Origin of the sequence: Paracoccus broussonetiae, assembly GCF_031854425.1 — a bacterium.
GTDB classification, from domain to species: domain Bacteria; phylum Pseudomonadota; class Alphaproteobacteria; order Rhodobacterales; family Rhodobacteraceae; genus Paracoccus; species Paracoccus broussonetiae.
The window spans coordinates 180,257-204,015 of record NZ_JAVRQI010000008.1 but is presented as its reverse complement, the minus strand read 5'-3'; the positions used below and the strand labels follow the sequence as shown (position 1 = coordinate 204,015).

Here is a 23,759-nt window from a genome sequence, read left to right as displayed (position 1 = left end):
AGATTGGTGTGACGAGCCGATCCACCAAGGGAGTGCTTTTCATGACATCGACCCAATCCTTGCCAGCGGCGGCCGCGGGCCGCTTCACCTTTCCGGGCACCGCGCTTAGCGTCAACCGGATGGGCTATGGCGCGATGCAGCTTGCGGGCCAGCATGTCTTTGGCCCCCCCAAGGACGTGGACGAGGCGCTTGCGGTCCTGCGCGAGGCCGTGGCGCTGGGGGTTGATCACATCGATACCAGCGATTTCTACGGCCCCCATGTCACCAATCGCCTGATCCGAGAGGCGCTTCACCCCTATCCGCAGGAACTGGTCATCGTGACCAAGATCGGGGCATGGCGTGACGACAAGGGGGACTGGATCCTTGAGCGGAGCGAGGACTTCCTTCGCCAATCGGTCGAGGACAACCTGAAACGCCTGGGCCTGCAACAGATGCAGATCGTGAACCTGCGCATGGGCGGCCGCGAGGATGATATCGCGACACCGATGCGGGTCATGCGCGCCTTGCAGGAAGAGGGCCTGATCGCCCATATCGGCATCAGTACCGTCACCATGAACCAGCTGGCAATCGCGCGCGACATCGCCCCGATTGTCTGCGTGCAGAACCACTACAACCTGGTCCAGCGCAATGACGATGCACTGATCGATGCACTGGCGGCGGATGGGATCGGCTATGCGGCCTATTTCCCGCTTGGCGGGTTCAATCCTTTGCAATCCTCGGGCCTGTCGGCGATTGCGGCTGAGATGGGGTTCACCCCGCAGCAGGTGGCGTTGGCCTGGCTGCTGGCGCGCGCGCCGAACATCCTGCTGATCCCCGGCACCTCGTCGCGCGGGCATCTGCGCGAGAATATCGCTGCCGCCGGAATCCGCTTTACCGCGGATCAGCGGGCCCGGCTCGACGCGCTGGTTTCTGCAGCCTAGGGAGCATGGGAAGCGGCCGGCGCAAGCTGCCGGCCGCCCCCATGCGTGACTGCTACCATTTGAAATCGTTACCGCCGAGCTGGTTTAGCGCGCGTCGTCCACCACGTCGCGCCGTCCCTTGTTTCCCGTCAAAAGGGTTAGGTAGCCGCCGCGTATTTTCATCCCTGCGAAAGACAAAAAATCTTCGGTCGGACGGGCATTGGGAAACTTTCGCTTTGTCCCGCTGTGTGCGATGGAGGGGTTGGGTGAAGTTTGATGCCAGGACACATGCATAAACTGCATGCAGATTCTGGTTCAAATTCAATGCAGCCCATGGCCAGGATCAACTGGGGCCGGGAAAGGGGATCATGACCACGACGCGCAAGACAGCCCGGGCCGAGGGTGACCGTGTTTCCATCATCTGTCAGGGTATCCGCCACGCGATCATCGACGGGGCTTTGATGCCCGGCGACCGCCTGCCCGAGGATTCGCTTGGCGAAAGCTTCGGCGTCAGTCGGACGATTGCTCGCCATGCACTGGGCCAGCTTGCGGCCGAGGGGCTGGTCGACTTGCGCCGCAACCGGATTGCGACCGTCGCCACGCCGACGCCCGAAGATGCGCGTGACATCTTCGACATCCGGGTCGCGCTGGAACGGCAGGTGGTTCAGCATCTTGCGGGACGCCTGACTGAGGCACAGGCCAAAGAGTTGCAGGGGATCGTGACGCGCGAACACGACGCCCGAAGCGGCCCCGAGGGTGCCTCGATCCGGCTTGCGACCGAGTTCCACATCCGGCTGGCCGAGATGACAGGCAAGCCGATCCTGATCCGCTATGTCACGGAAATCTGTTACAGGGCGGGGCTTTCGCTGTCGGCATTGGGGCGGCCCTATTCGTCGGACTGCGCGATCAGCGAGCATCTTGAGCTGATACGCGTGATCCGCTCGGGGCCCGCCGACCGGGCCGCGGCCCTGATGGCCGAGCATCTGGAGGCGGTCTCCACCCGTGCCCTTCTGGACGGAGAAGCGGGGCGCAGCCGCGATTTGGTCAGCATCCTGACCCCCTACGCGACGGGCTGATCAGCGCCGCCCCACAGACGGATCAAGAATCCATTCCGCGCTATCGTTCCAGACGTCCGTTTCCAGGATCAGCCCGTCGCGGACGACAAAGCGGTCGATATAGCGGTTGTGATCAAAGGCCGTGCCATCGGGCCATTCGCCAAACAGAAATCCAAGGCTATAGACCGTGGTTTCCTGCGTTCCCGGCACGACGTCGTAACGCTCGATCCGCTTCTTCACCCATTTATAGCGTGCCGCGTTGAACGAAGTCGGGCCAGTTGCGGTATCGAACTGACGGTTGCCGGTGAAGCGACAGAGGAAGCCCGGAGCGACGAAGCGTGCGGCGCGCTCGGGGTCGGGTGTCATCGAAGCCTCCAGATAATCTTTCACCGCCTGAAGATCTCGTTGGGCTCGGGGATCCATCATTCACCTCGTTCATTGCTATGGAGCGCAATAACTGCATACAGAAGATAGATGCAATCTATTTGGACAGTTTCAAGAATCATGACCGCCGCGCCGTTTGACCTGATGCTCCGCAATGCCAGACCCTGGGGGCAGGCGCCTTGCGATATCGGCATTCGGGATGGGCGGATCGCAGGCCTTGGCACGCTCGCTGGCGCGGACATCCTGACCGATGACCTGGGTGGGCGGATCGTCGTTCCCGGTTTTGTCGAAGCGCATATCCACTTGGACAAGGCGGGACTGATCTGCCGATGCGGTCAGGCGGGGGGGCTGCGCGAGGCGGTAGAAGAGGTCTCGCGCCTAAAGCGTGAATTTACGATCGAGGATGTCCATGCCCGCGGCGCCCGCGTGGTCGAGGCGGCGATCGCGCAGGGGACCATGCGGATGCGCAGCCATGTCGAAGTGGACACGCGCGCCGGTTTGCGCAGCTTTCACGCGGTCAGGCGGCTGCAGCAGGACTATGCCTTCGCTATGGACATCCAGATCTGCGCTTTCGCCCAAGAGGGGCTGACCAACGACCCCGAGGGGAAAGCCCTGTTGGAACAGGCGCTGACACAGGGCGCCGATCTTCTGGGCGGCTGTCCCTATACCGATGTCGACCCGGTCGGGCAGATCGAGTGGCTTTTCGGCATGGCGGTCCGTCATGATGTGGACCTGGATTTCCACCTTGATTTCGACCTTGATCCCGGTTGGACGCATATGGATGCGGTCTGCGATGCGACCATGCGCCACGGCTGGCAGGGCCGCGTCACGATCGGTCATGCCACGAAACTGGCGGTGATGGAGGATGACCGGATCGGCCACCATGCCGCGCGGCTGGCCGAGGCGGGCGTTGCGGTGGTGGCCCTGCCCTCGACCGATCTTTATCTGAATGGAATGGATCAGGGGCATCGCGCGCCGCGTGGCGTCGCGCCGGTCCATCTGCTGGCGGGCGCGGGGGTTGGGGTGGCGGTTGCCACGAACAACGTCATGAACCCCTTTACACCCTATGGCGACTGCTCGCTGCTGCGCATGGCCAATCTATACGCCAATATCATGCATCTGGGCGCGGCTGATTTTCCGGTCTGTCTGGACATGGTGACCCATGGTCCGGCGCGGATGCTGGGCATTCGCGACTATGGGCTTCGGATCGGCGATCAGGCTGACCTTGTGGTGCTGGACGCCGACAACCTGACAGAGGCTTTTACGGGCATCGCGCTGCCTGTCGCGGGATACAAGCGGGGCCGCAAGACTTTTGAGCGCTCACCCGCAAAGTTGATCCGTCCAAAGGGCGATGCCGTTGCGACTGTCGCGGGACTGCCGGATTGCTGATCGCTAATTTGCCGCGTCCAGAAAGCTGCGCAGTCTCGGAGTCATGAAGTCAAGCAGCGCGCGGACGCGGTGGGGCATTCTTTCCCCGCCCAGGAACAGGGCATGGACGTCCTCGTTGTCGCCGCGCGTGGCATCAGGAAGGATCTCCACCAGTCGCCCTGACCTCAGATCCTCGCGCACGTGGAATTCCCCCATGCGCGCCAGTCCCATCCCGGCCACCGCCATGCGGCGCAAGGTTTCGCCATTGTTGGTCTGAAGCGGTCCGGCGACGCCACGATCCGGGACACGGCTGACGTCGCGCGACGGACCCATGACCTCGCTGCGGCGGAAGTTGAGGCCAAGGAAGCTGTGCCGCGCCAGGTCGTCGAAACTTGACGGCGTGCCATTCCGGCGCAGGTAATCTGGCGAGGCCACGATCTTGCGCGGCGCGGTCCCCAGCTTGCGTGCCATCAGGCCGGAACTGGGCAACTGCCCAACCCGGAACGCGACATCGGTGCGATCCAGATAAAGATCGACGATCTCGTCAGACAGCGACAGGTCGATCACGATATTTGGGTAAGCAGCCCAAAAGGCGGGAAGCAGCGGCTCGACCCCGACGATCCCGAAACCGACCGAGCAGGTGATCCGGACCGTGCCGCTGATACTGGCCGCCCCATGCGACAGGTCGCGTTCGATCTCTTCCAGCTCGGTCAGCAGGGACTGGCTGCGTTGATAGTAAATCCGGCCCTCGGCAGTCAGGGCAAGCCGCCGGGTCGAGCGTTCCAGCAGCCGGACGCCCAACCGCGCCTCGATCCGCGCAATCAGTTTCGAAACGGTCGAGGGCGTCATCCGCAATTGCCGGGCCGCGTCGGAAAAGCTGCCGCTTTCGACCACCCGCAGGAAAACCTGCATTTCGCCCGCACGGTTGTCCATTCATGGCCTCTTGTGAATTTGCTTCACAGATAATGTGCCGATGCGCGCGATTATCAAGCGGCAGGGCGGGCGCTATTTGCCCTTTCATGACCGCAGGGCGCGCGCCTGCGCCGAACAGGAGTTTACGATGCAATATGTGGATGCCCACGGGGCCCGGATCCCCGCGCTTGGCTTTGGCGTGTTCCGCATGTCCGATGCCGAGGTTGAAGCGGTCGTTCCCGCCGCGCTTGAGGCGGGTTTCCGCCATTTCGACACCGCCCAGATCTATGAGAATGAGGCTGCCCTTGGACGCGCCCTTGCGCTGGCCGGTGCACAGCGGGACGAGCTTTTCCTGACCACGAAGGTCTGGGTATCGAACTACAGCGAAACCCGCTTTGCCGCTTCGGTCGAGGAAAGCCTTGAGAAACTGGGCACCGATCATGTCGACCTGCTTCTGGCCCATTGGCCGGGCGACCAGGTGTCGGTGGCCAAGCAGGTTGACTGGCTGAACGAGGTCCATGCCTCTGGCAAGGCGCGGTTCATCGGCGTCAGCAACTATAATCGGGGCCAGCTGCGCCAGGCGATCGCTGCCAGTGCCGCGCCCATCGTCACCAATCAGGTCGAGATGCATCCCTATCTGGACCAGTCGGCGCTTGCCGCGCTGGCAGCGGAAACCGGAACCGCGCTGACGGCCTATTACGGGATGGCCGACGGAGCAGTCCCGCGTGACACGGTCATCGGACGGATCGCGGCGGCGCATGGCAAAACTGCGGCCCAGGTCGGATTGCGCTGGCTGATCCAGCAAGGGCATATCGCCCTGTCCAAGACCGCCCGGCCCGGCCGCGTGGCCGAGAATTTCGACATCTTCGACTTCACGCTCAGCGATGACGACATGGCGGCGATCTCGGGCCTTGCCCGTGCGGATGGCCGTCTGGTTGATCCCGCGGGCCTTGCCCCCGATTGGACCGCGTAACATGCAGACCCGCAATTCAAGCTGGCCGCTTCTTGCCCTGGCGATCGGCGCCTTCGCCATTGGCACGACCGAGTTCTCTCCCATGGGTCTGTTGCCCGTGATCGCCCAAGGGGTCGATGTCTCGATCCCTCGTGCGGGACTTCTGGTCAGTGCCTATGCCATCGGCGTGATGGTCGGGGCGCCGGTGATGACTCTGCTGTTCGCCCGCTTCGGAAAGCGCGCGGCGCTGATCGCGCTGATGGGGATTTTCACCGTCGGGAACCTGATGTCGGCGTTGTCCCCGGATTACTGGACGTTGCTTCTGTCGCGGATCGTGACCAGTCTGAACCACGGTGCCTTCTTTGGTCTTGGCGCAGTCGTCGCGGCCAGTGTGGTGCCGCGTGAGCGGCAGGCAAGCGCGGTGGCCACGATGTTCATGGGCCTGACCATCGCCAATATCGGTGGCGTGCCGGTCGCGACATGGGTCGGCCAACAGATCGGCTGGCGTGAGGCTTTCGCGGGCACGGCGGTCCTAGGCCTTGTCACGATCACGGCGCTGGCGCTGGCGCTGCCCAAGGGTATTCCCGGCGAGCGCCCCGATGTCCGGCGCGAGCTGAAGGTCCTGGTTCGCCCCGAGGTGCTGATTGCCATGCTGACGACGGTGATGGGTGCGGGCGCGATGTTCACGCTGTATACCTATGTCGCGCCACTGCTTCAGACGCTGACCAACGCCTCGGAAGGGTTCGTGACCCTGTCCCTCGTGCTGATCGGATTGGGCTTCACCATCGGGAACTGGCTTGGCGGTCGGCTGGCCGACTGGTCGCTTGAGGGCGCTACGGCGATCTTCCTGGCTGCGCTGGCGACGATCATGCTGGCCGCGCCGCTGCTGCTTGGTACCACAGTCGGCGCCGCGCTGACCCTGCTATTCTGGGGCGCTGCCGCCTTCGCCATCGTCCCGCCGGTCCAGATGCGGGTCATGCAGGCCGCGTCCGAAGCGCCGGGTCTGGCCTCGTCGATCAATATCGGGGCGTTCAACCTTGGCAATGCCGTTGGCGCGGCCCTGGGCGGAGCCGTGATCGGCGCGGGCTACGGCTATGCTGCGGTGCCGGTCGCCGGCGGATTGTTGGCGGCGGCTGGCCTGGGCCTTGTATGGTTGGGTCGCCGCCGGGCCGCGCCGCTGGCAGCCACCTGCTGAAGCGCCATTACAGCGCGATAAGAAAACACGCGGCGAAGAATAAATCTTTCGCCGCGTGTCACATCTGGCCCCGTCGCCTCGTCAAGCTAGTATCAGATGACACAGGAGACGATGATGACCCCCCGCATGACCGACTATTTCAAACGCGCCAAATCCGGGTTCGAGCCGCTGATGGCGATTGAGACGGCGATCAAGGGCAGCACGCTTGAGCCGCGCCTGCTGCACCTTGTCAAACTGCGCGCCAGCCAGATCAACGGTTGTGCCTTTTGCATTCAGATGCACGTCGCCGAGGCGCTGAAGGATGGCGAGACGCAACTGCGCCTGCACATGCTCCCCGCATGGCGTGAAAGCAGCCTTTATTCCCCGCGCGAACGCGCTGCGCTGGCTTGGACCGAAGCGTTGACCCTGGTCGCCAGCACCGGCGCGCCGGACGCGGACTGGGCGGAAGTGGTTGCCGCCTTTAACGAAGATGAACGGGCCTGGTTGTCCCTGGCGATCGGGGCGATCAACATGTGGAACCGCATCCAGGTCGGTTTCCGCGCCACCCATGGGACCAGCCTGCCCGAGGCGCGGGCCAATGCGGCCTGACGCGCTTGCCTTGTTTCAGGCGCAGCGGCCCCGGCTGCTGCGTCTGGCCTATCGGATGCTCGGATCGCATGGCGAGGCCGAGGATATCGTGCAAGAGGCATGGCTTCGCTGGAGCAGGTCGGACAGCGAGGCGGTGATCGAACCCGCGGCCTGGCTGACCCGCGTGGTGTCGCGGCTGTGCCTTGACCAGATGAAATCGGCCCGGGCCCGGCGCGAGACCTATCCGGGCACGTGGCTGCCCGAACCGCTGATCGAGGAGGAAGATGACGCGCTTCGGCCCGATAACCTGACGCTATCCTTGATGATGGCGCTGGAAAGGTTGTCGCCGTTGGAGCGCGCGGCCTTTCTGCTGCATGACGTTTTTGGCCGTCCCCTGGACGAGGTCGCGGACACGATCGGGCGCAATCCGGCAGCGACACGCCAGCTTGCCGCGCGCGCCCGCGAACATGTCCGCATCGACCGCCCCCGCTATGCCGTTCCCCGCGATGCCGGAGACGAAATCGCCCGCGCCTTTTTCGACGCCTGTTCCTCGGGTGACGCGGCAAAGCTTGGCGCGATGCTGGCCGAGGGGGCCAGCCTGCGCTCGGACGGTGGCGGCAAGGTCCTGTCCTATCCCAACGTGATCGAGGGCGCGCCCAACCTTGTCCGGCTGTTTCTTGGGCTTGCCCGCAAGTTTGGCGAGCACAACGAATTTCTGGGTGCGACGGTGATCGATGGCCTGCCGGGCTTTGTCAGCCGGGTCAATGGCACGCTGCAGACCACCGCGCTGGAGATAGAGGATAGCCGCATCACCGCGATCTTCGTCACGCGCAATCCCGACAAGCTGGACGGCGTGGTGAAGCACTGAGCGCAGGCCAGGCTTAGTCCGGCAGTGTCACGGCGACGTTGTCGATCAGCCGGACGCCGTCCAGCCATGCCGCCGCCAGTAGTCGCGCGGGTTGGCCCGGCAGTGCAGCACCCAAGGTAAGGGCGTCTCGCAGCTCAAGATACTCGACGGGTCCGAAGCCCGCGCCTGTCAGATCGCTGCGCGCTGCGTCCAGTGTGGCGTCGATCTCTGCGCCCGAACCCATGTCGTTCGCGGCACGAAACATCACTGCGGGCAGGGTCGCTGCATGGCCGCGCGCGCCCGGCGACAGACGCTGGTTGCGGGAGGACAGCGCGAGGCCATCCCCGGCCCGGACCGATGGGCAGGCGACGATCTCGACCGGCATCTTCAAGTCCCGGACCAGCCGTTGAACGACCAGCAATTGCTGCCAGTCCTTTTCCCCGAAGAAGGCCCGGTCCGCCCCGGTCATGTTGAACAGAAGCGCGACCACCGTGGCTACGCCATCGAAATGGCCGGGGCGATGCGCGCCTTCCAGCGGCTCGCTGACGCCCGAGACAGAGATCACGGTGGAGTGGCCGGGTGGATAGACTTCGGCCGCATCGGGCACGAAAAGGGCATCGACGCCCAACGGGGCCAGAAGGGCGGCATCGGCGACCTCGGTACGGGGATATTTCGCGAAATCCTCGGCCGAGTTGAACTGGCGCGGATTCACGAACAGCGTGACGATCACGCGGTCGCACGAGGCCTTTGCGGCATGGACCAGGCTAAGGTGCCCGTCATGCAGCGCGCCCATGGTCGGAACGACGCCGATGGTTTCACCGCGGGACTTCCAGCCTCGGACCTGGGCACGCAAATCGTCAAGCGGCCTGATAATGGGCGTGGTCACCGTGCTTTCCCCTCGAAGATATGTTCGGGGCCGGGAAACTGGCGCGCGCGGACGTCGGCCGCATAGGCCGCGATCGCGTCCGCCGCTGCATTCCCCAGTTCCGCATAGCGGCGGACGAATTTCGGACGAAAGCCTGCGAACTGACCCAGCATGTCATCGACGACCAGAATCTGGCCGTCACAATCCGCACCCGCGCCAATGCCGATCGTCGGAATGGGAAGCGCGGCCGTGATTTCGGCCCCGAGCGTGCCCGGCAGCTTTTCCAGAACGACGGAAAAGGCGCCTGCCTCGGCCACGGCGCGGGCATCGGCCAGCACGCGCGCGCCGTCTTCGCCCCGGCCCTGTACCTTGTAGCCGCCAAGCGTGTTGACCGACTGCGGAGTCAGGCCGACATGGCCCATCACCGGAATACCGCGGTGGACCAGAAAGCGGATCGTCGCTTCCATGTGCTGCCCGCCTTCCAGCTTCACCGCCTGGCAACCGGTTTCGGCCATCAGCCGGGCGGCATTGCGAAAGGCTTGTTCGGGTCCTTCCTCGTACGAGCCGAAGGGCATGTCGACGACCATGCAGGCGCGATTCAATCCTCGCGCTACCGCCCGGCCATGCAGGATCATCATCTCCATCGTCACCCCCAGGGTCGAGGGCAGGCCATGCAGCACCATTCCCAGACTGTCCCCGACCAGTACGAGATCGCAGGACGCATCGGCCAACTGGGCCATGGGCGTGGTATAGGCGGTCAGACACACAACCGGCGAGCCCCCCTTGCGGGCCAGGATATCGCCGGGCGTCAGTCGGCCCTTGGCCTCGGGTGTCGCGCTCATCTTCGTGCCTCCTGTCTCGGGGCCCCCTGTGGCAGGGCGCTGCTGGGGTCGAAGCACTATTGGATCACGCCGCCGAGGCAAGAGAAATAATTTCCGCCGCATATCGGCCAAAGGCAGGGGCTGTGGCTGACCGCTGGTCGCCAGCGTGATGGCGCGAAACCCAAAAGGCGAAATCTGAAAAGGTTTTCCAATATTGATGCACCCGCGCTTCCTTTTCCCGGTTGCTTGCGGAATAAGCACAGCCTGTTGATGCGCCGACAGGCGCGGTGGGGGGGATTCCGATGGACGAGACGCGCGCACTGCGCAGCAATATTTTCGACAGGCTCGAAAACATCATCAACCGACTACCGGAGCCCTTCACGCTGCTGATCGTGCTTGCCGCGCTGACGGCGTTGCTGTCGCTGCCGTTGGCGGGCGTGTCGCTTTCCTTCTCGACCGTCGATCCGGTGACCGGGCAAGAGGTCGCCAAGACCGTGGCGATTGAGAACATCCTGACCGCGCCCTATTTCGCCAACCTACTGGTCGAGTTTCCCAAGTTGCTGGTCGGCTTCCCGCCGATCGCCTTGACGCTCGTCGTGATGATGGGGATTTCGGTCGCAGAACATTCGGGCTTCCTGTCCTCGGTCATTCGCGGGCTGATGCGCCGCGTGCCCAAGTTCGCAGTGATCAGCGTCGTGTCATTTCTGGCGATCAACGGCGACGTGTTCGGCGACGCCGCCATGTTCGTGCTGATGCCGCTGGCCGCGACGCTGTTCTTCCAGATGGGGTTGAACCCGTGGCTGGGCATCATCCTTGTCTTTGTGGGGAATACCGCGGGCTTTTCCGCCTCGCTGGTCATCAACCAGACGGATACCGTGCTGTCGGGCATTACGGCCAGCGTGCTGCCCCCGGAAGTGGCCGAGGCGGCGAACATCTCGCCAATCATGAACTGGTATTTCAACGCGTTCAGTGCCTTGACGGCGACGGCTGCGATGGTGCTCGTGACCTATTTCCTGGTGCCGTCGAAACTGGCCCCGAACAAGGTCGGGGAACTGGAAATCGCCCCCGAAATCGTCGAGGAAACCCCCAGCGAGCATGGCAACGAGGGCCGCGGCCTGATTGCGGCGGGGATTTTTACGGTCCTGTATCTTGCTGCCATCCTTGCCATGCTGCTGCCCGAAGGCGGCGCGCTGCGCGGAGAGGGCGGGCAGATCGTGCCGAAATCGCCCTTCATGGGTGGCATCGTCGTGCTGATCTCGTTGTATTTCGCGTTGTCGGGGATCGTCTTTGGCTGGTTCACCGGACGGATGAAATCGCTGGGTCAGGCCGCCGACTGGATGAAGAACGGCATTTCGTCGATGTCCTTCTTCCTTGTCGTCTCGGCTGCGGCGGTGGTGTTCCTGAAGTTCTTCAACGACAGCCATATCGGCGAATATATCGGCAGCTATGGCGTGGTCATGCTGCAGGGCATCCAGGCCTCGCCGGGCGTGGCGATCTTCCTGTTCCTGCTGCTGGTCTCGGTATCGAACCTGTTCATCATCTCGGGCAGCGTGCTGTGGGTGATGTATGCGCCCATCTTCGTTCCGCTGATGCTGGCGCTTGGCTATACTCCTGCGGCAACGCAGATGATCTATCGTATCGGGGACGCGCCGCTGAATGCGGTTTGCCCGGTCAATCCCTTCCTGATCCTTGTGATCGGCCTGCTGAACAAGTGGCGGCCGAAAGGCACCGAGCCGGTCAAGGTCGGGACGCCACTTGTCCTGGCCATGCCCTATGCGCTGGCCATTCTGGCGGTGCTGGTGATCCAGCTAGTCTTCTGGGTGCTGTGGGATCTGCCGCCGGGTCCGGGTGCCACGCTGATGGTCAGGTAAGCCCATGCGATTCTTGAACGAAATTCGCATCTCGGGTGTTCGGTCCATCCGCCAGGACGAACAATGGCGCTGGCTCGCGCTTGATGTCTCGGGCTTGCCGCCCGAGGCTCGTCCAGGCCAGACCGTCGTTTTCCAGGATGGCCACCACCACAGCCCGTTTTGCCGCACCGCGACCGTGGATGCCCGGCCTGACGGTGGTGCGGCCCTTCTGACCCGCTTTGGCTCAGGGGACGTGCTGCCCTGCGTCGGTGCGGATTTGACCGTCTGGTCGAACGAGACCCCCGCCGTGCCCGTTGGTCCGGGGGCGCTGATCGTGACGACGCGATCCTTTCATTACCGCGTTGCGCCGTATGCAGCGGAAGGGGCCGAGATCCTGGTCGAAGAAGACCTGGACCAGAACCTGTGGGCCGAATTGCGGCAGCGTACGGATCAGGGGCGGGCGTGGCCCTCGGTCTTTCTTGCGCTGGATCCGCTGCGGCTGCAGGGTTTTGTCAGGGAATTTCCTGCCGCCGACCCGTTCATTTTCGCCAATATGGACATGAGCTGCGGCATCGGTGCCTGCCGAAGCTGCCATGTGAACCTGTGGGACAACAAGGACGGTGAGGCAAGCTGCCGCGTCGGTCCGTGGTTTGCGCTGCCGCGCGTCGACCTCGTGCGGCTGCAATTCTCATCCGCACCTTTCATCTGAGGAGGTCAGGCTTGGATCTTTCCGTCACCGTGCCGATGGGTGCCCGCAACGTCACCTTCCGCAACCCGATCATGACCGCCGCCGGCACGTTCGGGAACATCATCGAATATATGGACGTGATCGATATCACGCAGCTTGGTGCGGTCGTCGCGAACTCGTTCCTGCCCTGGCAGGGAGAGCCGAACCGCTGCCGCCGCTTTGCCCATACCGAGCATGGCTATCTGTCGGCCTTCGGCATCAACAACATGACGCTTGACCGCTTCATCGCGGAAATCTTGCCGCACCTGCCCGCGGAAGAGGTGCCGATCTTCGTGGACATCAAGGCGCCGACGCGGGCGCAACTGGTGCAGATGATCCGCGCCTGCGTCGCCTCCGGGCGTATCGCAGGGGTCGAGGTCAATGGCAACTTCCCCTATGCCGGTCGGGATGAGCCGTCCTACTGGGACAATCCCGCGAATAACGAAGACATGTTCCGCGCCCTCAGCGCGGCGGCGGATGGCAAGGTCGTGCTGTGGTCCAAGGCCGCGACCTCGGCCAAGATGGTGATCGAGGATTTCGTCTCGGCCTCGGAACGCGGGGGGGCGGACGGGACGGTACTGTTCAACGCCATTCCCGGCGCGCGCATCGACATCCACCGCCGGGCATTTGTCTGCGGCTCGACCGGGTTTGGCGGTTATTCCGGATCGGGCGTAAAGCCCTTCGCGCTGTGGCGCTGCGTGCAGGCGGCCCAGGTCGCGACCCGCCCGGTGATCGGCGCGGGCGGAATCGTCACGGCCGAGGACGTTGTCGAATACATCATGGCAGGCGCCCATCTGGTGCAGATCGGCGCGGCAAGCATGAGCAGGCCGGATTACTTTCCGCGCCTTATTGACGATCTCCGGGAATTGCTGGAGCGGCTGGGCATCGCCTCGCTTGACGAGATCCGGGGCTGCGCGCGCGTGGAAACGGCCCCGGTCTGAGCGTTTCGGGCGGGGCGCGCCGCCGAGGCCCCCGCTTTCACGAACACACATCGGCTTCAGCTCTTGGCGTGGCCGCATTCCCTCGGTTGGGGTGCCGGCAGGGACACGATCTGGGCGACCGAAACGGCCTGCAAGGCCGCCTCGAACTCGCGCCGCGCTGCAGCAAGCGCCGCGTTGGTCGCGGCATTCGCCGCCCGCGCGAGCAGGCACGAGGGTGTGTCTTCGTCCGTCCCGATCGCGAAAAGTGCAGGGGAGCCAAGGGCCTGGTAAAGCGCCAGCAGCGAGATTTCATCCAGCCCGCGCGCCAGCGCCCATCCCCCGCCGTGTCCTTTGGACGAGGTCAAGATGCCCGCGTCGCGCAGCCCCGCCATGGTCCGTCGCACCACTGCGGCGTTGGTTCCCAGCATCATCGCGATCTCTTCCGATGTCGCCGGGCGGTCCAGATGATCAAGGTGCAGCAGCGCGTGCAGAACGCGGGGCAGGCGACTGTCGGGGCGCATGAGGATCCTTTCACGTATCAAACGAAAGTGCGAAAGATTGACTCAGGCACATTCATGGTTCATTTGATGTTACATGAGATTCGCGGACACGGCCAGTCCCAGTGCCGTGCTGCAGGCATGACGAAAGGCGACAGAGAATGAAACCCGTCCTGAACCCGGATGAAACCTCCCGCTCGTTCTGGGAACGCCACTATGGCAAGATGACGACACCGTCGAACGGTCGACCTTCTACGATGCTGGTGCGGTTCGTGGCTGGGCGCGCACCTGGGCGCGCGCTGGATCTGGGCTGCGGGCGTGGCGACGACGCGATCTGGCTTGCGGGTCAGGGCTGGCATGTAACCGGGGCCGATGTCTCGGAAACGGCGCTGGCCGCCGCCCGCGCCTCGGCTCAGGCTGCGGGCGTTGGTTCCATGACGCGCTTTGAATGTCACGACCTGTCTGCGACCGTCCCTGAGGGGACGTTCGACCTGGCCTTTTCAATGTTCATGCACTCGCCCGTCGAATTTGACCGGCTGGGCGCACTGCGCCGCGCGGCGGCGGGGGTGGCGCCGGGCGGCCTGCTTCTGATCGCAGCGCATGGTTCCTGCCCACCCTGGTCATGGGCCGATCCCGAAACCGCCTATCCGACCGCCGAAGAAGATCTGGCCGTACTGGACCTGCCGGAGTGGAGGCGGGTCTTCGTTGGTCCGATCGAGCGTGAGGCCACCGGACCGAACGGCGTCCGGGCAACGGTTCTGGATACGGTGATCGCCGTCGAAAAGGTCAGGCCCTGAAGCCGGGCGGCGCCGCTTCCGCCAGGTCCAGAACATGATCGGCAGAAAGCGAGGCAAGGAAGCCGGCGTCATGGCTGACCGCCAGAATTGCCCCGTCATAGGACTCCAGCGCGGCCTCAAGCGCCGCGATCCCGTCAAGGTCCAGATGGTTGGTCGGCTCGTCCAGGATCAGCAGCATGGGCGGGGGCGTGGCTCCCAACGCGCATGCGAGGCCCGCGCGCAGACGTTCTCCGCCGCTTAGGGTGCTGGCAAGCCGCAGGGCGTCGGCGGCGCGGAATCCGAACCGGGCCAGCGCCGCATGGGCCATATGGGCATTCTCCCTGGGGTTCAGCACCTGGAAATTCTCGCGCAGGGTGCGGTCGGGGTCTAGCAGCCCAAGATGCTGGTCCAGCACCGCGAACGGCACCGCCAGGTCGATCCGGCCCTTTTCAGGTGCCAGCTCTCCTGTGATCAGGCGCAGAAGCGTCGATTTGCCACTGCCATTCGGTCCCGAGATGACGATCCGCTCGGGCCCGGTCAGGGCCAGCGAAAGGTCGCGGATCACGGGATGGCCCGTGTCATATCCGCCGCTGACGTTTTCGAGGCGCAGGACCAGTTTTCCCGATGGCAGCCCCGTCGAGGGAATGTCCATATCGAGGGGGTTGAGCACCTCGATACGGGCGCGGGCGGTTGAAAGTGCCTCTTCGGCGGCCTCTTGCCGCGCTTCGCGCAGGCGGGTGCCCGCGCCACCTGATGCTTCGGACCGCCCTTTCGCGGCATCCAGCAGGATTTTCGGCTGATCGCCCCTGGCCCTTGCCCTGTGACCCGCGCCGTCCTTGCGCGCCTTGCGTTCGGCTGCTTGGCGGGCACGGCGCTGCGCCTCGGCGCGGGCCTTCTCGGCATGGGCCAGATCCTGCTGCGCCGCGTTCAACTCGCTGTCCTTTCGCGACCTGAAGACGCTGTAGTTGCCGCCATAGCGGGTGGCGCCCAGCGAGGTCAGTTCGACGATGGCATCCATTTCCTCCAGCAGTTCGCGGTCGTGGCTGACGACGATCATGCCCCGCCGCCAGCCGCGGACCAGATCAAGGACGTGGTCGCGCCCGGCCCGGTCAAGATTGTTGGTCGGCTCGTCCAGCAGCAGGAAGTCCGGCTCGGCATGGATCAGCGCGGCCAGTGCCGCGCGACTGCGCTGGCCTCCCGACAGCGACGCAAGCGGCGTCGCCGGGGGAACCGAAAGCCCGCAGCGCAGAAGTGCGGCCTCGATCCGCGCGGGCAGGGTCCAGTCGGCATGGACCAGCTCATCTGGCGCGGCGCGCCCGGCTTCGGCCCGGTCGATAAGATCCAGCTGGGCGCTCGCACCGAACAGGTCGGCGATCGTGTCTCGGGGATGCCCCATCGCATCCTGGCGCATCATGGCGACGGAACCCGAGGCCTGGACTTGCCCCGACGCGGGGCGCAATTCACCCGAGAGCAAGCGCAGCAGCGTGGTCTTTCCAGTCCCGTTTCGCCCGATGACGCCAGTGCGTTCGGGACCAAAACTCAGGTCGAGATCGGTGAAAAGGGGGGTGCCGTCAGGCTTGGACCAAGACAGGGCGGACAGGGAAACGAAGGCGGGCATGGGACAGGACTTCTTGCAGCGATACCGGAAGGGTGAAGGCGGCGAGGGTCATGTCCATGTCGAAGTGTCTCCGGTCAGCAGATCACGCCAAGGATAGGAACTGCGCTCGGGATTGCAAGAGCAACGCGGCCAAGCAGCGGTTGATGTCCCCCCACCGCAAGCGCATGGTCGGTTTCAGCTGCAAGGAGCATTCCATGACGCCGACCGCCATCTTGTCTCGCCTGGTCCCCATCGACCTGCCGATATTTCAGGCCCCGATGGCTGGGGTGTCCACGCCAAGGCTTGCGGCCACCGTGTCAGATGCGGGCGGACTTGGGGCACTTGGGCTGGGGGCCGCAGACCCGGCCGCCGCCCGTGATGCCATTGTCGAGTTGCAGGGCAGGACCCGCGCGCCATTCAATGTGAACTTCTTTTGTCACGAGCCGGCGCGCCGCAACCGCCAGGTCGAGGACGCATGGATTCGCCGGACCGCGCCGCTTTTCGCAGAGTTCGAGGCGGCGCCGCCCGCGGAATTGCACGAAATCTATGACAGCTTCCGCAACGGGGATGATTTCCTGCGGCTGGTGCTGGATCTTCGGCCCGCTGTCGTCAGCTTCCATTTCGGCCTTCCCCTGCCACATCAGATCACGGCCATGCGCGAGGCGGGGCTGACCTTGATGGGCAGCGCAACCTCGCTTGCCGAGGCGCGGCAGGTCGAGCGGGCTGGCCTGCACGCGGTCATTGCCCAGGGCTGGGAGGCTGGCGGTCATCGCGGCATCTTCGATCCGGACGGGCTGGATGAGCGCCTGTCCACCCGCGACCTGACCCGCCAATTGGTCCGGGACATCCGATTGCCGGTCATCGCGGCCGGGGGGATCATGGATGGTGGGGACGTCCGCCGCGCGCTCGACGCCGGTGCCGTTGCCGCGCAGCTTGGCACGGCGTTTGTCGGCTGCCCGGAATCCGCGGCCGACCAGCCCTATCGCGAACGGCTGCGGCAGGGCGGCACGACCCGGATGGTGCGCGCGATTTCCGGCCGACCGGCACGCTGCCTGTCGAACCGGTTCACCGACTGGGCCTCGGACATTCCCGCGGCAGAGATCCCGGCCTATCCATGCACCTATGACCTTGGCAAGGCGCTGAATGCGGCGGCGAAGGCGCGGGGTGAAAGCGGGTATGGCGCACAATGGTCGGGGGCCGAGGCATCGCGCGCCCGCTTCCTGCCCGCCCGGGATCTGGTCGCGATGCTGGTCAGAGAGATGGGCGTGCGCGCATCGTCCCTGCCTGCCTGAGGGCAAGTTCCGCGGCTAGGTCGCGCGCTTCATGCCTCGGGGCAGGGGCAGTCCCCGGCCAAACATCACCACATTGCCCAGCAAGGTCAGGCATAGCCCGGCTGCTGCGCTTGGCGTCCAGTGATAGCCTTCGTAAAAGGTCGACAGCAGCAGGGCCACGACCGGAAACACCACGGTCGCATATCCGGCGCGCGCCGATCCAAGCCGCGCGACCAGCAGAAGATAGGTCGTGAAGCCGATCACCGTGCCGATCACCGACAGATAGGCCAAGGCAACCCAGTAACGCCCGGTTTCGGGCCAGACCATGCCCTGCCCGGACAGACCGACCAGCGCCAGCAGCACCAGCGCCCCGATGCCCATGCCCCAGGCGTTTGCCGTCGTCGGCGTCACGCCCAACTGGGCATTGCGGCGCGACGCCATGTTGCCCAGCGAGAACATCATGGTCCCAAGCAGTGCCCAGCCGATCCCGCGCAGGGTCTGCAGGTTTGCCGTGCCGGTGAGGTCATCGCGGAACAGAAGCGCCAGTCCCAGAACGCCGATCACGCCGGCGCAGATCGTGCGCGGGGTGATCCGGTCCCCGAAGAAGATGCGCGCATTGGCCGCGTTCAGGATAGAAGCCAGTGAGAAGACGACCGACACCAGCCCCGAAGGCATCAAGGCCGCAGCGTGGTAAAGGCCGACGAAGTTGAAACAGAACAGGCACAGGGCCTGTGCGATGACGAAGCGCCACTGGGCCGGGCGTTTCAGCCGGCCCAATGCGGCCAGCCCCGCCAGCATGATGATGGCGGCAACGGCGAAGCGCAGAAAGATCGACTGGACAAGGGGAACGCTTCCGACCTGTGCGGAAATCGCGATCCATGTCGAACCCCAGATCAGGACGGTGGCGGCAAAAAGGAAAATCGTGCTCATGCCGCTGCGATTAGCGATTTTCGTCTCGTCTGTTTTGCACGTTCTTGCGGTGAAATGGTGCCTGGCTCTTTCGTCACGCGGCGGCTGGGGCTAACCATGGCCCATGCGTCAATCGGTTCACGATTTCCTTGGGCGCTCGCCCACCGCACATACCATCGCGCGCCTTGATCTTGGGGCGGGCTGCTCGGTTGCGGTCTGGGAAAACAGCCACGGTCGCGTGCGCTATGACGCGCCGGAAAACCACACCTTCAGCCTGTATCTGGAGGGCGGAACCGGGACGCGCCGGCTGGACGCGGGCGGGATCTCGGGTCGTCCGGGCGCGGTCTGCGTGATGCCCGAAGGCTGCGGTTCGGAATGGGAGATCACGGCCCCGTTCCGTTTCGTTCATCTGTATATCTCGGATGCGCGGCTGCGCGGCGGGTTCGCGGCAACCCATGACTGCGACGCACGCCTGATGGACCTGCACGAAGCAACCTTTGCAGAGGATGCGGGACTGGCATCCGGCCTGCGGCAACTGTCCCGCGCTGCGGAAAATGATGACCCTTTGCTGGCGGAATCCGCGCTGGCCGCGATGATCGGCGGCTTTGCCCGCCAGAATCTGCCATTGCGCAGCGGACTTTCCCCGCATGTCCTGCGCCGGATCGACGATTGGATCGAGGCTCATCTGGACGGGTCATCCATCTGGAGGACATGGCGGACCTTGCCGGACTGTCAGACTTTCATTTCCACCGGATGTTCCACCTGGCGCGTGGCATGACGCCCCATGCCTGGATCACCGAGCGGCGGGTCGGACGTGCCCGGCATTTGCTGCGCGGAGCGATGCCGATCGCGCAGGTCGCGTTTGCCTGCGGATTTTCCAGCCAAAGTCATCTGACCCGCGCCTTTCGCAAGCTGGCGGGCCGGACTCCGGCCGAGTATCGCGCCCTTGCGCGTGCGGGTATGTAAGCAGAGGAAATCGGGACGAGGGGGGAAGGCGAATGGGTTCAGTTCCGGTCGCGGATCGGGTCGTCCGCATCCATGCGTTTGGCGGGCCGGACGTGCTGCGCATCGACCATATGTCACCCATGCCACCGCCTCCGGGCGAGGTCGCGATCCGGGTCCGCGCGATCGGGCTGAACCGTGCCGACGTCATGTTCCGCCGCAACACCTATATCGAAAAGGCCGTGCTTCCATCCCGGCTGGGTTTCGAGGCGGTGGGCGAGATCACTGGCCTCGGCGAAGAGGTCAGCGGCTTTTGCGTCGGACAGCGGGTGAATGTTGTCCCCGGTGCTTCGCTTGCCCGGCATGGCGTCTGCGCGGATTGGGCGAATGTTCCGGCAACGCGTGTCGTGCCTTGTCCGCCCGGCTTTGACGATCTGCAGGCCGCTGCGCTGTGGATGTCCTATGGCACGCCTTACGGCGCGCTGATCGAAGTCTGCCGCATCGCCAAGGGCCAGCGCGTCCTGATCACCGCCGCGAATACGACTGTCGGGCTGGCGGCGATCCAGATCGCGCGGACAGTGGGGGCCGTTCCGATTGGAACGGTCCTGCTGGACAGCCTGCGGGAACCGCTGCTGCAGGCTGGCGCCGAGGCTGTGATCGTCACCACGAACGAGGATCTGGGCCAAAGCCTTGCGACGATCGCGCCGGATGGGATCCACGCCGCTTTCGACGCGGTGGGTGGTCCACAGATCACCGCAATCGCCGAGGCGATGCTGCCACGTGGCACCATCATCCTTCACGGCGCCCTTAGCCCCGATCCGACGCCTTTTCCGCTGAAGCTCGCATTGCGCAAAAGCCTGAACCTGCGCGGATACCTGTATACCGAGGTAACGGATGATCCGGACGCGCTGACCCGCGCGCAGGAGTTTCTTGCCAAGGGCGCCGCTGCGGGCTTCATCGCGCCGCGGATCGACCGCAGCTTTCCGTTGGACCGGATTGCCGAGGCCCATGCCTATCTGGAAAGCGGCCAGCAATTCGGAAAGGTCGTGGTCACGACCTAGGGGCGGAGCGGGTCTGCCGCGGCCGCCTGCGCGGTCTTGCGCAAGTCGACGATCTGCTCGCGCAGCCAGCGATGCGCCGGGACATTGTCGTTTGAACTGTGCCAGATCATCGAGATCGCGACCTCCTCCAGTTCGACCGGGGGCGGGCACAGGCACAGGCCAATGCTTTCCGCGAAGAAAGCGGCGACTCGGGCATGCATGGTCGCGATGACCGGCGCCTGTTGCAGGACGAAGGGAATGGCGGCAAAGCGCGGTGTCGTCATCACCACCCGCCGCGTCAGGCCCAGCTTGGCCAGCGCATCATCGACTACGCCGACAGGAGTTTCGACCAGACTGGTCAGAAGATGCGGCAGGCGGACATAGTCCTGAAGCGTGATCCCGTCCGGCAGGTCCAGCAGGCGCGGGTTATAGACGCACATGTAGCGGTCCCGGTGCAGGACGCGGCGCTTGTGATGCATCCGGCCATCGTCGAAAACGCCAATGGCCATGTCGATGCGGCCGCTGTCCAGATCCTCCAGAACACGCTGCCGGTCGATGTTGCGAAGCAGGAACCGGACGCCCGGTGCAGTCTGCTGAAATCGCGCCAGCAGGCCCGGCATCATCAACGCCTCGGTCGAATCCGCCGTGCCAAGGGTGAACAGGATATCCGCCGTGGCCGGATCAAATGCCTGCGGCCGCGCCGTCAGGCCCTGCACGGCGTTCAGGACATCGCGCAGCCTGCCATGCAATTCGCGTGCGCGCGGCGTGGGCCGCATGCCCTGCGGCACGCGCGTCAGCAGCTCGTCACCGAAGACCAGTCGTAGCCGCGCCAATGAATGGCTCATCGCGGATTGGGTGACGCCCATGCGCGCGGCGGCTCGGGTCACGCTTTGTTCGGACAGCAGGATGTCCAGCGTGACCAGCAGATTCAGGTCGAGACCTGACAAATGAACGTGATCGATATCCACAATGAATCGTATCAATTTGATTCATGCCGTGTCCAGCGACATATCCACACGACACAGATTACCCCTCAGCAGATGGATTCCAGATCATGCGTATTCGCAATTTTGCGACGGTTGTTGCCGTTGCCGCCTCTCTTTCGCCGATTATCGCCGGTGCCTCGTTCGCGGCCGAGCAGCAGAACGGGCGTCAAGTTCCCGCCGCGACCCAGCCGCAGGCCATCCATGTCGTAAAGACAACCGACGCGATGTTGCTGAAAACCGTCGGCCGCGCGACGGATATGCGCGGTGTCTATGCCCAGGGTGGGTTTGCCGTTCCGGGTGCGGTGCGCTGGGTCGCGGCGCCGCAAACGCCTGTCGTCACGCAAGCCGCGATGAACTGAAGGCAGTGCCGGCGGGGCGTTGCCGGGAAAAAACCCGGCCCGCCCCGGCGATTCAGTCGCGCGACGTCAGCCAGACCCCGGCCAGCGTGATCGCAAGCCCCACGAACATCGTTGCCGTCAGCGGTTCGTCGAACAGCGCCCACGCCCAAAGCATCGTGACCGGCGGGCTGAGATAGATTGCGGCGCTGACCTTGGCGGCGGGAAACATCCTCAGGCTGGTGTAATAGACGGAATAGGCGGCAAAGGTTCCGATCAGCACTAGCCAGGCGATGCCAAAGGCAAACTTGCCCGTCATCGGCGGGGAAAGTCCGTCCCCCGCCAGCAGTGCGCAGATGCCGAACAGGACCGACCCGGTCAGGGTGTGGATGCACAGGCTTTGGTGGACAGGGATATGCAGCGCCTTGCGGCCCTTGTGCAGCACAGACGCAAACGCAAAGACCAGCATCGATCCGACGGTAATCCCATAGGCCCAAAGCGGTGCTGCGCCAAAGCTCAGGCTGTCGAACGAGACGGTCAGGACACCAGCGACCGCAATGCCCGTCCCCAGCCATTGCCGGGCGGTCAGCCGCTCTTTCAGCAAGGGTTGGGACAAAGCGGCGATCGCCAGCGGCAGCAGGTCCGAGATCAACGCGACAAGGCCCGTCGGCACGCGCTGCTCGATCGCCAGCGCGAAGCCACCCAGATACAGGAATACCGCCATAACGCCGAACCCCATCTGGGCCATCACCGCGCGAAGGCCAAGCCGGGGGCCAAAGGCCAGCGCAAAAGGCAACAGGATCAGCCCAGACAAAAGCGTGCGCCAGAAAAGCAGCAGGAAGACGCTGGCCTCTTCATTCGCATAGCGGATCCCGATGAATCCCGAACTCCAACCAAAGATCAGCAGGGCCGCCATCGCAGGCCACAGCAGCGGATGCCTTTGAGGCGTGCAGGTCGGGGCAAGGTCGGTCATGGTCGTGGCTCGCACATCAGGGGTTGCCGATCCGACATAGTGAAGATGCACACCCTTCGCACATGACAAATTTCGATGCTAGCATGATATATATGCACAGCTGGTCATATTGACTTGCACGATCCAACTCAGGTCGTCATGTTGTAACCATACGGGCAAGGAGAATGGTCATGACGGACTTGAACACCAGACGCCTTGATATCGACGCATTGCGGACACTTCGCGCGATCCGGCAGCATGGCGGGATCACCCGCGCGGCCGAGGCGCTTGGCCTGACGCAATCAGCGGTCAGCCACAAGATCAAGCGACTGGAAGCCAGCCTTGATTGCGAGCTTCTGAACCGCCGGCAAGGCGCGCCGACCTTCACCGCGTTGGGTGAAGAACTGCTCGACTATGCCGGGCGAATTCTGGCGTTGCATGACGAAGCGCTGCTTGGCCTGACCCGGACCGAGATTGCGGGGCGCATCCTTCTGGGCCTGACCGAGGATACAAGCTGCTCGGATCTTGCCCGTATTCTGGGGCGGTTCCGCAGGTTGCATCCTCAGGTTACGGTCCGCACGAAGGTCCGTATGAGCCTGGTGCTGCGCGCCATGCTGGACCGGGGAGAACTTGACGCGGCCATCGTCCAGGTCTTTGCCCATGAGGTGCGCCCGACCGATATCGTCCTGTTCCGCGAGGCGCTTCATTGGGTGAAGTCGCCCGGGCTGGTCCTTGCCGGGAATGGCATGATCCCGTTCCTGTCCTTCGACGATGATTGCTTCTATCGCCGCTGGGCGCTGGATATTGGGCAGGATGGCGGGGCGGCGCTGGAAACGGTCTTCGAATGCACAAGCGCGGCCGGGATCGTCGCCGCCGTCAGTGCGGGTCTTGGCGTCGCGCTGCTGAACGAACGCCATCTGCGTCCCGAAATGCAGATCCTCTCGGACCGCTTTCCCGCCCCGCCCGCGCTGGCCTATGTCATTCGGCGCGCGAGAAAGGCAAGAAACCCGGCGCTCGACAGCCTTGTCACGGGAATCGAGGCCGAGATCAGCCGCTATGGCGGGCTTTCTTTGGCGGTTTGAAGATCCCGAT

At 64.3% G+C, this 23,759-nt stretch carries 26 protein-coding genes; 17 read left to right on the top strand and 9 right to left on the bottom strand.

The window, feature by feature from the left end:
* Positions 1-41: 41 nt before the first annotated feature.
* Together RM190_RS12225 and RM190_RS12220 are read left to right on the top strand one after the other, a co-directional pair.
* Complete coding sequence (locus RM190_RS12225) at positions 42-920, top strand: oxidoreductase (protein ID WP_311759731.1); 879 nt, start codon at positions 42-44, stop codon at positions 918-920.
* 347 nt (positions 921-1,267) lie between these two features.
* On the top strand, positions 1,268-1,975 hold the full coding sequence (locus RM190_RS12220) for a GntR family transcriptional regulator (protein WP_311759730.1): 708 nt from the start codon (positions 1,268-1,270) through the stop codon (positions 1,973-1,975).
* On the opposite strand, the gene RM190_RS12215 is transcribed toward RM190_RS12220, so the two are convergent.
* A complete protein-coding gene (locus RM190_RS12215) occupies positions 1,976-2,344 on the bottom strand; it encodes a nuclear transport factor 2 family protein (RefSeq protein ID WP_311759729.1) in 369 nt (122 codons plus the stop codon). It abuts the gene before it with no gap.
* A 114-nt stretch (positions 2,345-2,458) separates the two neighbouring features.
* On the opposite strand from RM190_RS12215, the gene RM190_RS12210 reads away from it, so the two are divergent.
* Positions 2,459-3,727: an amidohydrolase family protein gene (locus RM190_RS12210; protein ID WP_311759728.1), complete on the top strand. Its 1,269-nt coding sequence runs from the start codon at positions 2,459-2,461 to the stop codon at positions 3,725-3,727.
* Between the two features lie 3 nt (positions 3,728-3,730).
* Here RM190_RS12210 and RM190_RS12205 read toward each other — a convergent pair whose 3' ends face one another.
* Positions 3,731-4,639: a LysR family transcriptional regulator gene (locus tag RM190_RS12205; RefSeq protein ID WP_311759727.1), complete on the bottom strand. Its 909-nt coding sequence runs from the start codon at positions 4,637-4,639 to the stop codon at positions 3,731-3,733.
* 40 nt (positions 4,640-4,679) lie between these two features.
* Between RM190_RS12205 and RM190_RS12200 the strand changes: the two genes are divergently transcribed.
* From RM190_RS12200 to RM190_RS12185, 4 genes are all read left to right on the top strand, one after another.
* Positions 4,680-5,591 carry an aldo/keto reductase gene (locus RM190_RS12200; RefSeq protein ID WP_311759726.1) on the top strand — a complete coding sequence of 304 codons (912 nt, stop codon included), beginning with the start codon at positions 4,680-4,682 and terminating at the stop codon, positions 5,589-5,591.
* A 1-nt stretch (position 5,592) separates the two neighbouring features.
* Entirely contained in the window at positions 5,593-6,765 is a 1,173-nt protein-coding gene (locus RM190_RS12195; RefSeq protein ID WP_311759725.1) for an MFS transporter, read from the top strand.
* 114 nt (positions 6,766-6,879) lie between these two features.
* Positions 6,880-7,353 (top strand): carboxymuconolactone decarboxylase family protein, encoded by a 474-nt coding sequence (locus RM190_RS12190; protein WP_311759724.1) that lies wholly within the window; start codon positions 6,880-6,882, stop codon positions 7,351-7,353.
* Positions 7,343-8,200, top strand: a complete 858-nt coding sequence (locus RM190_RS12185) for a sigma-70 family RNA polymerase sigma factor (protein ID WP_311759723.1) — start codon at positions 7,343-7,345, stop codon at positions 8,198-8,200. The genes RM190_RS12190 and RM190_RS12185 overlap by 11 nt, the downstream gene beginning before the upstream one ends.
* A gap of 13 nt (positions 8,201-8,213) precedes the next feature.
* On the opposite strand, the gene panC is transcribed toward RM190_RS12185, so the two are convergent.
* Together panC and panB are read right to left on the bottom strand one after the other, a co-directional pair.
* Entirely contained in the window at positions 8,214-9,065 is an 852-nt protein-coding gene (gene panC / locus RM190_RS12180; protein ID WP_311759722.1) for a pantoate--beta-alanine ligase, read from the bottom strand.
* On the bottom strand, positions 9,062-9,886 hold the full coding sequence (gene panB, locus RM190_RS12175; protein ID WP_311759721.1) for a 3-methyl-2-oxobutanoate hydroxymethyltransferase: 825 nt from the start codon (positions 9,884-9,886) through the stop codon (positions 9,062-9,064). The genes panC and panB overlap by 4 nt, the downstream gene beginning before the upstream one ends.
* Before the next feature lie 281 nt (positions 9,887-10,167).
* On the opposite strand from panB, the gene RM190_RS12170 reads away from it, so the two are divergent.
* The 3 genes from RM190_RS12170 to RM190_RS12160 are packed head-to-tail and all read left to right on the top strand — an operon-like array spanning position 10,168 to position 13,383.
* The gene (locus RM190_RS12170) at positions 10,168-11,736 is read left to right on the top strand and encodes an AbgT family transporter (protein WP_311759720.1); all 1,569 of its coding nucleotides are present in this window, start codon (positions 10,168-10,170) and stop codon (positions 11,734-11,736) included.
* Positions 11,737-11,740: 4 nt separating this feature from the next.
* Positions 11,741-12,424 (top strand): iron-sulfur cluster-binding protein, encoded by a 684-nt coding sequence (locus tag RM190_RS12165; protein ID WP_311759719.1) that lies wholly within the window; start codon positions 11,741-11,743, stop codon positions 12,422-12,424.
* 11 nt (positions 12,425-12,435) lie between these two features.
* On the top strand, positions 12,436-13,383 hold the full coding sequence (locus tag RM190_RS12160) for a hypothetical protein (protein WP_311759718.1): 948 nt from the start codon (positions 12,436-12,438) through the stop codon (positions 13,381-13,383).
* A gap of 56 nt (positions 13,384-13,439) precedes the next feature.
* Here the strand turns inward: RM190_RS12160 and RM190_RS12155 are convergent, their stop codons facing one another.
* Positions 13,440-13,883, bottom strand: a complete 444-nt coding sequence (locus RM190_RS12155) for an RrF2 family transcriptional regulator (protein WP_311759717.1) — start codon at positions 13,881-13,883, stop codon at positions 13,440-13,442.
* A gap of 137 nt (positions 13,884-14,020) precedes the next feature.
* On the opposite strand from RM190_RS12155, the gene RM190_RS12150 reads away from it, so the two are divergent.
* Positions 14,021-14,656 (top strand): class I SAM-dependent methyltransferase, encoded by a 636-nt coding sequence (locus RM190_RS12150; protein ID WP_311759716.1) that lies wholly within the window; start codon positions 14,021-14,023, stop codon positions 14,654-14,656.
* On the opposite strand, the gene RM190_RS12145 is transcribed toward RM190_RS12150, so the two are convergent.
* Complete coding sequence (locus tag RM190_RS12145) at positions 14,646-16,253, bottom strand: ABC-F family ATP-binding cassette domain-containing protein (RefSeq protein WP_311759715.1); 1,608 nt, start codon at positions 16,251-16,253, stop codon at positions 14,646-14,648. The two genes, RM190_RS12150 and RM190_RS12145, sit on opposite strands and share 11 nt — an antisense overlap.
* A gap of 194 nt (positions 16,254-16,447) precedes the next feature.
* On the opposite strand from RM190_RS12145, the gene RM190_RS12140 reads away from it, so the two are divergent.
* On the top strand, positions 16,448-17,524 hold the full coding sequence (locus tag RM190_RS12140; RefSeq protein ID WP_311759714.1) for an NAD(P)H-dependent flavin oxidoreductase: 1,077 nt from the start codon (positions 16,448-16,450) through the stop codon (positions 17,522-17,524).
* Positions 17,525-17,539: 15 nt separating this feature from the next.
* Here the strand turns inward: RM190_RS12140 and RM190_RS12135 are convergent, their stop codons facing one another.
* On the bottom strand, positions 17,540-18,433 hold the full coding sequence (locus RM190_RS12135; RefSeq protein WP_311759713.1) for a DMT family transporter: 894 nt from the start codon (positions 18,431-18,433) through the stop codon (positions 17,540-17,542).
* A gap of 103 nt (positions 18,434-18,536) precedes the next feature.
* Here RM190_RS12135 and RM190_RS12130 point away from each other — a divergent pair, with 103 nt between their 5' ends.
* Genes RM190_RS12130 through RM190_RS12120 form a run of 3 tightly spaced genes read left to right on the top strand, consistent with a single transcriptional unit; the run spans position 18,537 to position 20,415 of the window.
* Positions 18,537-19,190 carry a hypothetical protein gene (locus RM190_RS12130; RefSeq protein WP_311759712.1) on the top strand — a complete coding sequence of 218 codons (654 nt, stop codon included), beginning with the start codon at positions 18,537-18,539 and terminating at the stop codon, positions 19,188-19,190.
* Positions 19,124-19,378, top strand: a complete 255-nt coding sequence (locus RM190_RS12125) for a helix-turn-helix transcriptional regulator (protein WP_390908330.1) — start codon at positions 19,124-19,126, stop codon at positions 19,376-19,378. The genes RM190_RS12130 and RM190_RS12125 overlap by 67 nt, the downstream gene beginning before the upstream one ends.
* A gap of 32 nt (positions 19,379-19,410) precedes the next feature.
* Positions 19,411-20,415, top strand: a complete 1,005-nt coding sequence (locus tag RM190_RS12120; RefSeq protein WP_311759710.1) for a zinc-dependent alcohol dehydrogenase family protein — start codon at positions 19,411-19,413, stop codon at positions 20,413-20,415.
* On the opposite strand, the gene RM190_RS12115 is transcribed toward RM190_RS12120, so the two are convergent.
* Positions 20,412-21,341, bottom strand: a complete 930-nt coding sequence (locus tag RM190_RS12115; protein ID WP_311759709.1) for a LysR family transcriptional regulator — start codon at positions 21,339-21,341, stop codon at positions 20,412-20,414. The two genes, RM190_RS12120 and RM190_RS12115, sit on opposite strands and share 4 nt — an antisense overlap.
* Positions 21,342-21,448: 107 nt before the next feature.
* On the opposite strand from RM190_RS12115, the gene RM190_RS12110 reads away from it, so the two are divergent.
* The gene (locus tag RM190_RS12110) at positions 21,449-21,739 is read left to right on the top strand and encodes a hypothetical protein (RefSeq protein WP_311759708.1); all 291 of its coding nucleotides are present in this window, start codon (positions 21,449-21,451) and stop codon (positions 21,737-21,739) included.
* A gap of 52 nt (positions 21,740-21,791) precedes the next feature.
* On the opposite strand, the gene RM190_RS12105 is transcribed toward RM190_RS12110, so the two are convergent.
* On the bottom strand, positions 21,792-22,688 hold the full coding sequence (locus RM190_RS12105; protein WP_311759707.1) for a DMT family transporter: 897 nt from the start codon (positions 22,686-22,688) through the stop codon (positions 21,792-21,794).
* 170 nt (positions 22,689-22,858) lie between these two features.
* Between RM190_RS12105 and RM190_RS12100 the strand changes: the two genes are divergently transcribed.
* Positions 22,859-23,749, top strand: coding sequence for a LysR family transcriptional regulator (locus tag RM190_RS12100; RefSeq protein ID WP_311759706.1), 891 nt, complete (start codon positions 22,859-22,861; stop codon positions 23,747-23,749).
* Positions 23,750-23,759 lie beyond the last annotated feature (10 nt).

Excerpts from the sequence above, each read along its gene's own strand:
- RM190_RS12225 (WP_311759731.1), top strand. The coding sequence starts at position 42 with ATGACATCGACCCAATCCTTGCCAGCGGCGGCCGCGGGCCGCTTCACC.
- RM190_RS12220 (WP_311759730.1), top strand. The coding sequence starts at position 1,268 with ATGACCACGACGCGCAAGACAGCCCGGGCCGAGGGTGACCGTGTTTCC.
- RM190_RS12210 (WP_311759728.1), top strand. The coding sequence starts at position 2,459 with ATGACCGCCGCGCCGTTTGACCTGATGCTCCGCAATGCCAGACCCTGG.
- RM190_RS12205 (WP_311759727.1), bottom strand. The coding sequence starts at position 4,639 with ATGGACAACCGTGCGGGCGAAATGCAGGTTTTCCTGCGGGTGGTCGAA.
- RM190_RS12200 (WP_311759726.1), top strand. The coding sequence starts at position 4,680 with ATGCGCGCGATTATCAAGCGGCAGGGCGGGCGCTATTTGCCCTTTCAT.
- RM190_RS12195 (WP_311759725.1), top strand. The coding sequence starts at position 5,593 with ATGCAGACCCGCAATTCAAGCTGGCCGCTTCTTGCCCTGGCGATCGGC.
- RM190_RS12190 (WP_311759724.1), top strand. The coding sequence starts at position 6,880 with ATGACCCCCCGCATGACCGACTATTTCAAACGCGCCAAATCCGGGTTC.
- RM190_RS12185 (WP_311759723.1), top strand. The coding sequence starts at position 7,343 with ATGCGGCCTGACGCGCTTGCCTTGTTTCAGGCGCAGCGGCCCCGGCTG.
- panB (WP_311759721.1), bottom strand. The coding sequence starts at position 9,886 with ATGAGCGCGACACCCGAGGCCAAGGGCCGACTGACGCCCGGCGATATC.
- RM190_RS12170 (WP_311759720.1), top strand. The coding sequence starts at position 10,168 with ATGGACGAGACGCGCGCACTGCGCAGCAATATTTTCGACAGGCTCGAA.
- RM190_RS12165 (WP_311759719.1), top strand. The coding sequence starts at position 11,741 with ATGCGATTCTTGAACGAAATTCGCATCTCGGGTGTTCGGTCCATCCGC.
- RM190_RS12155 (WP_311759717.1), bottom strand. The coding sequence starts at position 13,883 with ATGCGCCCCGACAGTCGCCTGCCCCGCGTTCTGCACGCGCTGCTGCAC.
- RM190_RS12150 (WP_311759716.1), top strand. The coding sequence starts at position 14,021 with ATGAAACCCGTCCTGAACCCGGATGAAACCTCCCGCTCGTTCTGGGAA.
- RM190_RS12145 (WP_311759715.1), bottom strand. The coding sequence starts at position 16,253 with ATGCCCGCCTTCGTTTCCCTGTCCGCCCTGTCTTGGTCCAAGCCTGAC.
- RM190_RS12140 (WP_311759714.1), top strand. The coding sequence starts at position 16,448 with ATGACGCCGACCGCCATCTTGTCTCGCCTGGTCCCCATCGACCTGCCG.
- RM190_RS12135 (WP_311759713.1), bottom strand. The coding sequence starts at position 18,433 with ATGAGCACGATTTTCCTTTTTGCCGCCACCGTCCTGATCTGGGGTTCG.
- RM190_RS12130 (WP_311759712.1), top strand. The coding sequence starts at position 18,537 with ATGCGTCAATCGGTTCACGATTTCCTTGGGCGCTCGCCCACCGCACAT.
- RM190_RS12125 (WP_390908330.1), top strand. The coding sequence starts at position 19,124 with ATGGCGGACCTTGCCGGACTGTCAGACTTTCATTTCCACCGGATGTTC.
- RM190_RS12120 (WP_311759710.1), top strand. The coding sequence starts at position 19,411 with ATGGGTTCAGTTCCGGTCGCGGATCGGGTCGTCCGCATCCATGCGTTT.
- RM190_RS12110 (WP_311759708.1), top strand. The coding sequence starts at position 21,449 with ATGCGTATTCGCAATTTTGCGACGGTTGTTGCCGTTGCCGCCTCTCTT.
- RM190_RS12105 (WP_311759707.1), bottom strand. The coding sequence starts at position 22,688 with ATGACCGACCTTGCCCCGACCTGCACGCCTCAAAGGCATCCGCTGCTG.
- RM190_RS12100 (WP_311759706.1), top strand. The coding sequence starts at position 22,859 with ATGACGGACTTGAACACCAGACGCCTTGATATCGACGCATTGCGGACA.